Origin of the sequence: Serratia sp. Ag1 (genome assembly GCF_000743355.1) — a bacterium.
Taxonomy (GTDB): domain Bacteria; phylum Pseudomonadota; class Gammaproteobacteria; order Enterobacterales; family Enterobacteriaceae; genus Chania.
Map to the genome: position 1 here is coordinate 26523 of NZ_JQEI01000048.1, position 8047 is coordinate 34569.

Here is an 8047-nt window from a genome sequence, read left to right on the forward strand (position 1 = left end):
GAGATTCAGGTTCAGAACATTTTGGGGAGGGAGCACAAATGCAACGTGAACACGTTCTTGATACAGCCCTGGAGCTGTTAGAAAAGCAGGGCCTGGCGACCACCACCCTGGAAATGCTGGCAGAGAAATTAGGCGTACAACTTAGCGCTCTCAAACCGTTTTGGCCGGATCGTGAAGCGCTGCTGTACGACTGCCTGCGTTATCACGGCCAGCAGATTGATACCTGGCGCCGCCAGTTGCTGCTTGATGAAAGCCGCAGCCCGCAGCAAAAACTGCTGGCACGTTATGATGTGCTGGCCGAGCATGTGCAGAATGAACGCTATCCCGGCTGCCTGTTTATTGCTGCCTGCAGTTTCTTCCCGGCAGCCGATCATCCGATTCATCAGTTGGCTGAACAACAGAAACAGACTTCATGGGATTTCACCCGCAAGTTGCTGCGCGAAATGGAGGCCGACGATGCTGATGCCGTGGCACTGCAAATGGAGCTGGTACAAGAAGGCTGCTTGAGCAAGCTGCTGATAAAACGACAGTTACAGGATGTCTCTGTCGCCAAACAGTTGGCAGAGGATATTTTGAAAATCACCCAGTGCCGCAAATACGGCGCTTTGAGTTGAGAAAATGGCCTGGGCGGGCTTACTCATAAAGGCTGAATTCTACACGCCTTGACTGAAAAGCCAGCGATCGACGCTGTTTTCGCGTTTTTTGCCATAAAGCCGTTGACGCCGCCCGGCCAATACGGTTTAATGCGCCCCGTTGCCCGGATAGCTCAGTCGGTAGAGCAGGGGATTGAAAATCCCCGTGTCCTTGGTTCGATTCCGAGTCCGGGCACCACCCTATTCTCAATGGACGTCAACTGACGTCCATTTTTGTTTTATAATCCCGCGACTTACGAATCATTTCCTCTCCTGATAGTCTACCAAACTCAACCAGAGTCTATCCACATCAACACCTTTTCTGAGGTATCGACCGAGGTATCTTGAGTTCGATAAAATTGATACCTCGAAACAGGTGTGAAAGAGGCATGTTTTATGGCACTGACTGATATGGCTGTCCGCAATGCAAAATGCCCGGCAGACAAAAAATTCATCAAAATCTACGATATCGACAAACTCTATCTTTTCGTTTTCAACACCGGTTCAAAACGGTGGCGCTTTCTGTATCACTTTGATGGAAAACCACAGACGTATCTTATCGGCCCCTACCCTGAAATCTCATTAGCGGAAGCACGACTTCGCCGTGACGATGCCAAACGGCAACTCGCTAACGGTATCGACCCTAACCAGGAAAAACGGGACGAAAAGAAAGGACACACCACTATCCGCACCTTTGAGGCCGTGGCCCGTGAATGGCACAAAAGCAATCGTAAATGGAATGAAGATCATGCCAGGCGGGTTCTCACCTCTCTAGAAACCCATTTATTCCCGACGCTGGGGAAATCTGACATCACCACACTGAATACCCGCGATCTGCTGGCACCGGTTAAAGTGGTGGAGGCCAGGGATAACATTGATACCGCGGGTCGACTGCAAAGCCGCATTACCAACATCATGCGCTTTGCGGTACAGAACGCCTATATCAACTATAACCCGGCTCTGGACATGAAAGGGGCCATCTCCTCACAGAAAACAGAACACCACCCAGCCCTGCCTTTTAACAGCGTCACTGACTTGCTGGAAAAAATTAACAGCTATCAGGGGCAACCTCTCACCATTCTGGCGATTAAACTGGCCCTGCTCATCTTCATCCGTTCCAGTGAGTTACGTTTTGCCCGCTGGCCTGAAATCGATTTCAAACGCTCACTCTGGACGATCCCAGAGAAACGCGAAGAAATTGCCGGTGTCAGATTCTCCACGCGTGGAGCAAAAATGTATACGCCACATCTGGTTCCATTGTGTAAACAGGCGGTAGAAATACTGGCGCAAATCCGCGAGATCAGTGGTGAGTTCGATCTTGTCTTCACAGGTGCTCACAATGCGTATAAACCGATGAGCGAGAACACCATCAACAAAGCGTTGCGCAAGATGGGATTCGATACCAGAACCGATATCTGTGGCCATGGTTTCCGCACCATGGCGTGTAGTGCCATGATCGAATCCGGCCTGTGGTCAAAAGACGCCGTAGAGCGTCAGATGAGCCACCAGGAACGCAGTAACGTCCGCGCAGCGTATATTTATCTTGCAGAACATCTTGATGAACGTAAGCAGATGATGCAGTGGTGGGCAGATTATCTGGACGCAAACCGTGAGGGCTACGTGACACCCTACGAATTCGCACATCCTGAGGGGTAACTCTAGACCCACGGAGGGAAATGATACGGCGGTGTGCTGATTATACCGGCAGTCTGGAAAGTGCGAACACAACGGCATAAATGCTCAGCCCGTCAAGGGCTGAGTATTACTTCTCTATTTTCTTTTTTATACCTTACTAAGGGGCCTGATCGTTTAGATATTTCACCTCTTTCTGAAACTTCAAGCATCGCGAGATTCCTAAATTTTGGCCTGATTTACGCGTGCGGACAGTTCCTGATGGCTTTCCTTGCGTTCACTGTATCTGTCTGCAAGATAATCAGCATGCCCTTTCAGCAACAACGTTATTTTAAACAACTCCTCGGTAACATCGACAATACGGTCATACCAGGATGAAGGCTTCATGCGACCGCTCTCATCGAATTCCTGCCAGGCTTTTGCCACTGATGATTGATTGGGGATAGTGAACATTCTCATCCAGCGGCCCAGGATCCTCATCTGGTTTACAGCATTAAATGATTGAGATCCGCCACAGACCTGCATCACAGCCAGTGTTTTTCCCTGAGATGGGCGAACAGCGCCTTCGCTCAGCGGGATCCAGTCAATCTGCGCTTTCATCACTGAACTCATCGCGCCATGCCGTTCCGGCGAACTCCAGATCATCCCGTCGCACCATCTGACCAGCCCACGCAGCTCGACAACTTTGGGGTGGCTATCTGGGGCATCGTCTGGCAGTGGAAGCCCGGACGGATTAAAGGTTTTAACCTCAGCCCCCATGGCCGTCAGCAACCTACCCGCTTCTTCCGCAGCTAAGCGACTGTAGGAACGCTCACGGACCGAACCATAAAGGATCAGAATACGTGGGGCTGCCTGCATCATCAGTCGTGTTCCTACCTGTTTATCGAAACACTCAGCATTCAGCGCTGGAAATTGTTCCATTTATTTCTCTCCATTTGAAATCCGTGATTCAAAACATAATACATATGATTTACCATATGTGTATATCTAAATGCATTGAGGTTCAAAATGCTACAACCTGTTCAGCTTTTTAAAATTCTTTCGGATGAGACACGGCTGGCCATCATTATGCTGCTGAGAGAGTCCGGGGAGTTGTGTGTCTGTGACATCTGCGGGGCGACATCCGAATCGCAACCGAAAATATCGCGCCATATGGCGATCCTTCGGGGATCTGGACTTGTTCTCGACCGCCGGGAAGGAAAGTGGATCCACTACAGACTGTCACCGCATATGCCTGCATGGGCAGCTGAGAATATCGCCATAACCTGGCAGTGTATGCGCGAAGATGTTCGTCAGTGGCTGTCTGCCTCCGTATCGTCATCCTGTTAGATGACCTTCATATACATTCTCTTAATCATATATTGGAGCCTGAGATGTTACTGGCAGGGATTATTTTTTTACTGACACTCATTCTGGTCATCTGGCAACCGAAAGGCCTTAGCATTGGCTGGAGTGCCAGTATTGGTGCAGTACTGGCGCTTGTCTGTGGCGTAATACACATTGATGACATTCCGGTTGTCTGGAACATCATCTGGAACGCGACCGCGACATTCATCGCCGTGATTATCATCAGCCTTCTGCTCGATGAGTCAGGCTTTTTCGAATGGGCTGCATTGCATGTCTCACGATGGGGCAATGGGCGTGGGCGTCTGCTGTTTACCTGGATAGTATTGCTTGGCGCAGTCGTCGCCGCATTGTTTGCCAATGACGGTGCTGCACTCATTCTCACGCCGATCGTCATTGCCATGTTGCTCGCACTGGGTTTCAGCAAAAGCACCACGCTGGCTTTCGTCATGGCTGCCGGGTTTATTGCAGATACGGCCAGCCTACCACTTATCGTTTCAAACCTGGTTAACATCGTTTCCGCTGACTTTTTCAGCCTCGGATTTACACAATACGCCTCGGTCATGATCCCGGTTGATATTGCCGCTATTGTCACCACGCTGGCTATGTTGCATTTATTTTTCCGCAGGGATATTCCCGCTACCTATGACGTTGCATTGCTGAAGGCTCCGGCCAGCGTGATTAAAGACCCTGCCACATTCAGGGCTGGCTGGATTGTACTTGTTATTCTGCTTGCCGGATTTTTTGTGCTGGAGCCGTTAGGGATCCCGATCAGCGCGATTGCTGCCATGGGCGCGGCTATCCTGTTTGCTGTGGCAAAAATGGGTCATACGATCAACACTGGCAAAGTCTTACGTGGAGCACCGTGGCAAATCGTTATTTTCTCCCTGGGAATGTACCTGGTGGTTTACGGTCTTCGCAACGCCGGGCTGACGGAATATCTCTCCGGGGTGCTGAATGTGCTGGCTGAAAAGGGATTATGGGCAGCAACCTTTGGTACTGGTTTCCTGACGGCGTTCCTGTCATCTGTCATGAACAACATGCCCACGGTGCTGGTTGGCGCATTATCGATTGAAGGAAGCACGGCATCGGGAATTATCAAAGAAGCGATGATCTACGCCAACGTTATTGGATGCGATTTGGGCCCCAAAATTACCCCCATCGGGAGTCTGGCAACCCTGCTGTGGTTGCATGTACTGTCCCAGAAAAACATGACCATCACATGGGGTTATTACTTCCGCACGGGCATTATCATGACGTTGCCTGTGCTGTTTGTCACTCTGGCCGCACTGGCGTTGCGGCTGTCCGTCACTTTGTAATGAGATACTGATATGAGCAACATAACCATCTATCACAATCCGGCCTGTGGCACATCGCGCAACACACTGGAGATGATCCGTAACAGCGGTACTGAGCCAACGATTATTCATTATCTTGAGACTCCGCCCTCACATGACGAGCTGGTAAAACTCATTGCTGATATGGGGATAACAGTACGTGCGCTGCTGCGTAAGAACGTAGAGCCATACGAGCAGTTGGGCCTTGCCGACGATAAGTTTACTGACGAGCAGTTGCTCGGCTTTATGCTTCAACATCCGATATTGATCAACCGTCCTATTGTGGTGAGTCCCCTGGGGACACGATTGTGCCGACCTTCTGAAGTGGTACTGGATATTCTTCCTGAGCCACAGAAAAGTGCATTTACGAAAGAAGACGGTGAAAAGGTCACTGATGAGTCAGGTAAACAACTCAGGTAATTGGTGAAACCCCATTCTCAGGTGCTGAATGCCGCTTTTACCCTGAGAATGGTTTGCCGGGTGGTGTTAAATGAACCCGTCAACTGTAGAAGCATGATAAAAAACAACTTGGTTCATCAGCGATAGGACAGCATTCTCAGCTTACTGCTTCAATATTGAATTTTTTATGAGGCTTTCAGCACCACTCAATTTTGCAAGATTATTCAAGCCTAAAACAGAAAGAATTGCCCCATATATCATCACAAAGATGAGCACTCCCATCTTTTTCCCTGGCGCTAATTGATGATATACATCTCCAACAGAGGTAATTTTAATTAGGGGTAGAAGGCTGGACTGAATAACATGGCCGCACCTGTTACATAAATGATGAGAAAAATTAACATTATAATAGATCTATAAAATTTATTTTCATATCTTTTACTCTTCCACACAAAACAGCAACCTACAATATTGATCTGTAGATAATCTGCACATTTATGATATTCCTCTATACCGTCTATAGGGTTCACCATATTCAATAAAGTCCGTCTTTCCTCATGTGAAAGTCTTTTCTCTCTTGTAATCGCAGCGTATCCATATTCTTTAGAGATTTTCTCAAGCCTTTCATCTTCAGTCTGCTTTGATAATTCGAAAGTGAACTTGCTTAATTTTGAGTATTTATCAAATAAACGGTCTGTCCTGAATGTCCACTTCTGCAACAAAGCCAATGCAGATATTACTATAGCAGTAAGTGGTAGCAAGATTTTTGTAAATACAATGATGAGGAGATTTAACATGATGATTATCCTTATTAAGTTATCATGGCCGAAAATAGAGTATCCTATCGACCCATACCAACGCTAAACACATCCCGCCCCCATCTCACCCGGTAATCCCCCCATTTTTAACGGAGGTAATAAATAGAATCAGGCCATGCGTTGTCTATGCTGTATCGGTGTGTAGCCATTCAACACCATATTGGGCCTTTCGTGATTATAAAACTATTGCCACTGAGTGGCAGAGTTCTGCAATTCATCCAGCGATGAAAATAGGTGTTTGTGGTTGAAACGCTTCGCACTGCATGACCAGTACCCGCTTAAAACCCTTATGATTCAATATAGAGAGAGCGAGTACGCGCATATCGCTCGCCGTCTGGCCGACAGCGGTGTCTCCTATTTTTTTGAATACGACGAAGAAAACAACTGCAATGTGATGGTGTTTACCGATAATGCCTACGCCTTTGCGAAAAAAGTCGCCATTCCGTTCCATCATCCGGCTGGGCTGTTTGATGGCGGGCAGGAGTCGGTGTAGGGGATGTCGGTGATCCGCAAGGCCATTCCGAAAAAGGTGACAGTCAACGAGGATTATTACCCCAAAGCCCAAAGCGATATGCTGGCGGTGACGGAAACCAACCCCGACTATCTGGCACTGGTTGCCGAAGATTAGCGGTGGGGTGAATCATATCCCGAGCCAGGCAAGGAATACAGCACAGAACCCAGTCAGGCACGTGGTATGCCAAAAAACGCCGTCAGGAACGTTACCTGACCGAGCAAATCCCCTTTGAAGGCCAATGCAACAGCATGATGCTGCGCCCCGGCATGTAACCGTTCACCAGCCCCCATTGACTTCCCTATTTGAGACAAATAACCGTATATTTTTCAGCTAAAATATCTAATTTTTCGGTTAAAATGGCCATAAAAAAGGATATTTATCTATAAAAAAATAATTCAGTTGTCAAGACACCCCTAATGAACGGTTACCCCGGCATGATCATCACTACTCCCGGCAAAGACTGGCCAGAAGAACGCCTTCACGAACTGCTTCCCTTCCAGAAAATATCTTCATTGATTAACCGGTTCTGTGCGACGCAGAATCGGTAAGCTGCGTCAATGTGAGTTCTCCGCACCATTACGAAAAGCCTACTGGTCAAGGACACTTACGACTCAATTGATTGACCAACCATGCGTACCGCACTGACACTTCGCCCTAACGTGGCGGCAATTTTCCTTGTGGGCACCGTGCAATAGTGTTCCCCTAAATAGTTGCGCGGAATAGTAGATCACTTAAAGGGAACTCAGCCCGGATTGTGCGATCTGATCAATCGCCAAATCAAAACAAATCACCCACCGGACTGAGCGATGCCGATCATAGCACCAATATCTCGTGACGAACGACGCCTGATGCAAAAAGCTATCCACAAAACGCGCGATAAAAATTATGCCCGCAGACTCATCGCTATGCTGATGCTTCACCGAGGGGAGCGAGTTAGCGATGTCGCCAAAACGCTCTGTTGCGCCCGTTCATCCGTTGGCCGCTGGATTAATTGGTTCACGTTGTCGGGTGCTGAAGGACTGAAATCCCTACCCGCAGGACGCTCTCGGCGTTGGCCTTTTGAGCATATCTGTACCTTATTACGTGAACTGATAAAACACACTCCCGGTGATTTTGGTTATCAACGTTCACGCTGGAGTACGGAGTTGTTGGCAATAAAAATCAATGAAATAACTGGATGTCAGTTACATGCAGGAACTGTGCGTCGCTGGCTGCCATCCGCCGGAGTGGTTGTAGTGGTCAACTAATATTGGCCACCGCATTAGACTGTTCATGGAACAGCCGTTCTGATTCATTTGGCGTTAAGCCGCCGTTGTACCAATGGGGTCTCAGTTCACTGTAATACCCTACGATATAGCGGGTAATCGCATT

Annotated in this window: 10 protein-coding genes, 1 tRNA gene and 3 pseudogenes; 9 read left to right on the forward strand and 5 right to left on the reverse strand. The window is 48.4% G+C overall.

The features are described from left to right. Positions 1-38: 38 nt before the first annotated feature. From IV04_RS22150 to IV04_RS22160, 3 genes are all read left to right on the forward strand, one after another. Positions 39-614 (forward strand): transcriptional regulator, encoded by a 576-nt coding sequence (locus tag IV04_RS22150; RefSeq protein ID WP_037403595.1) that lies wholly within the window; start codon positions 39-41, stop codon positions 612-614. A 141-nt stretch (positions 615-755) separates the two neighbouring features. Continuing rightward, positions 756-831, forward strand: a tRNA-Phe gene (locus IV04_RS22155). A gap of 197 nt (positions 832-1028) precedes the next feature. After that, on the forward strand, positions 1029-2288 hold the full coding sequence (locus tag IV04_RS22160) for an integrase arm-type DNA-binding domain-containing protein (protein WP_037403594.1): 1260 nt from the start codon (positions 1029-1031) through the stop codon (positions 2286-2288). Between the two features lie 198 nt (positions 2289-2486). Here the strand turns inward: IV04_RS22160 and arsH are convergent, their stop codons facing one another. Further along, on the reverse strand, positions 2487-3185 hold the full coding sequence (gene arsH / locus IV04_RS22165; RefSeq protein ID WP_037403592.1) for an arsenical resistance protein ArsH: 699 nt from the start codon (positions 3183-3185) through the stop codon (positions 2487-2489). Between the two features lie 87 nt (positions 3186-3272). Between arsH and IV04_RS25555 the strand changes: the two genes are divergently transcribed. The 3 genes from IV04_RS25555 to arsC are packed head-to-tail and all read left to right on the forward strand — an operon-like array spanning position 3273 to position 5365. Beyond that, a complete protein-coding gene (locus tag IV04_RS25555) occupies positions 3273-3593 on the forward strand; it encodes a metalloregulator ArsR/SmtB family transcription factor (RefSeq protein WP_072010954.1) in 321 nt (106 codons plus the stop codon). Between the two features lie 44 nt (positions 3594-3637). Beyond that, a complete protein-coding gene (locus IV04_RS22170) occupies positions 3638-4927 on the forward strand; it encodes an arsenic transporter (protein WP_037403591.1) in 1290 nt (429 codons plus the stop codon). A 12-nt stretch (positions 4928-4939) separates the two neighbouring features. Further along, positions 4940-5365 carry a glutaredoxin-dependent arsenate reductase gene (gene arsC / locus IV04_RS22175; RefSeq protein ID WP_037403590.1) on the forward strand — a complete coding sequence of 142 codons (426 nt, stop codon included), beginning with the start codon at positions 4940-4942 and terminating at the stop codon, positions 5363-5365. Positions 5366-5679: 314 nt separating this feature from the next. Here arsC and IV04_RS22180 read toward each other — a convergent pair whose 3' ends face one another. Further along, the gene (locus IV04_RS22180) at positions 5680-6141 is read right to left on the reverse strand and encodes a hypothetical protein (RefSeq protein WP_037403589.1); all 462 of its coding nucleotides are present in this window, start codon (positions 6139-6141) and stop codon (positions 5680-5682) included. Positions 6142-6270: 129 nt separating this feature from the next. Then, a pseudogene (locus tag IV04_RS26270) lies at positions 6271-6399 on the reverse strand (integrase core domain-containing protein); the annotation flags it as partial. 52 nt (positions 6400-6451) lie between these two features. Between IV04_RS26270 and IV04_RS26905 the strand changes: the two are divergent. Both IV04_RS26905 and IV04_RS27045 read left to right on the forward strand, forming a co-directional pair. Further along, positions 6452-6655 (forward strand): contractile injection system protein, VgrG/Pvc8 family, encoded by a 204-nt coding sequence (locus IV04_RS26905; protein WP_231566316.1) that lies wholly within the window; start codon positions 6452-6454, stop codon positions 6653-6655. 9 nt (positions 6656-6664) lie between these two features. Further along, positions 6665-6790 (forward strand): hypothetical protein, encoded by a 126-nt coding sequence (locus IV04_RS27045; protein ID WP_255351947.1) that lies wholly within the window; start codon positions 6665-6667, stop codon positions 6788-6790. A 53-nt stretch (positions 6791-6843) separates the two neighbouring features. Here the strand turns inward: IV04_RS27045 and IV04_RS27050 are convergent, their stop codons facing one another. Then, a complete protein-coding gene (locus IV04_RS27050) occupies positions 6844-6966 on the reverse strand; it encodes a hypothetical protein (RefSeq protein ID WP_255351739.1) in 123 nt (40 codons plus the stop codon). Positions 6967-7482: 516 nt separating this feature from the next. Between IV04_RS27050 and IV04_RS25565 the strand changes: the two are divergent. Next, a pseudogene (locus tag IV04_RS25565) lies at positions 7483-7908 on the forward strand (helix-turn-helix domain-containing protein); the annotation flags it as partial. Between the two features lie 7 nt (positions 7909-7915). Here the strand turns inward: IV04_RS25565 and IV04_RS26275 are convergent. Beyond that, positions 7916-8047: pseudogene (locus tag IV04_RS26275) on the reverse strand (IS3 family transposase); the annotation flags it as partial.

Excerpts from the sequence above, each read along its gene's own strand:
- IV04_RS22150 (WP_037403595.1), top strand. The coding sequence starts at position 39 with ATGCAACGTGAACACGTTCTTGATACAGCCCTGGAGCTGTTAGAAAAG.
- IV04_RS22160 (WP_037403594.1), top strand. The coding sequence starts at position 1,029 with ATGGCACTGACTGATATGGCTGTCCGCAATGCAAAATGCCCGGCAGAC.
- arsH (WP_037403592.1), bottom strand. The coding sequence starts at position 3,185 with ATGGAACAATTTCCAGCGCTGAATGCTGAGTGTTTCGATAAACAGGTA.
- IV04_RS25555 (WP_072010954.1), top strand. The coding sequence starts at position 3,273 with ATGCTACAACCTGTTCAGCTTTTTAAAATTCTTTCGGATGAGACACGG.
- IV04_RS22170 (WP_037403591.1), top strand. The coding sequence starts at position 3,638 with ATGTTACTGGCAGGGATTATTTTTTTACTGACACTCATTCTGGTCATC.
- arsC (WP_037403590.1), top strand. The coding sequence starts at position 4,940 with ATGAGCAACATAACCATCTATCACAATCCGGCCTGTGGCACATCGCGC.
- IV04_RS22180 (WP_037403589.1), bottom strand. The coding sequence starts at position 6,141 with ATGTTAAATCTCCTCATCATTGTATTTACAAAAATCTTGCTACCACTT.
- IV04_RS26905 (WP_231566316.1), top strand. The coding sequence starts at position 6,452 with ATGATTCAATATAGAGAGAGCGAGTACGCGCATATCGCTCGCCGTCTG.
- IV04_RS27050 (WP_255351739.1), bottom strand. The coding sequence starts at position 6,966 with ATGGGGGCTGGTGAACGGTTACATGCCGGGGCGCAGCATCATGCTGTT.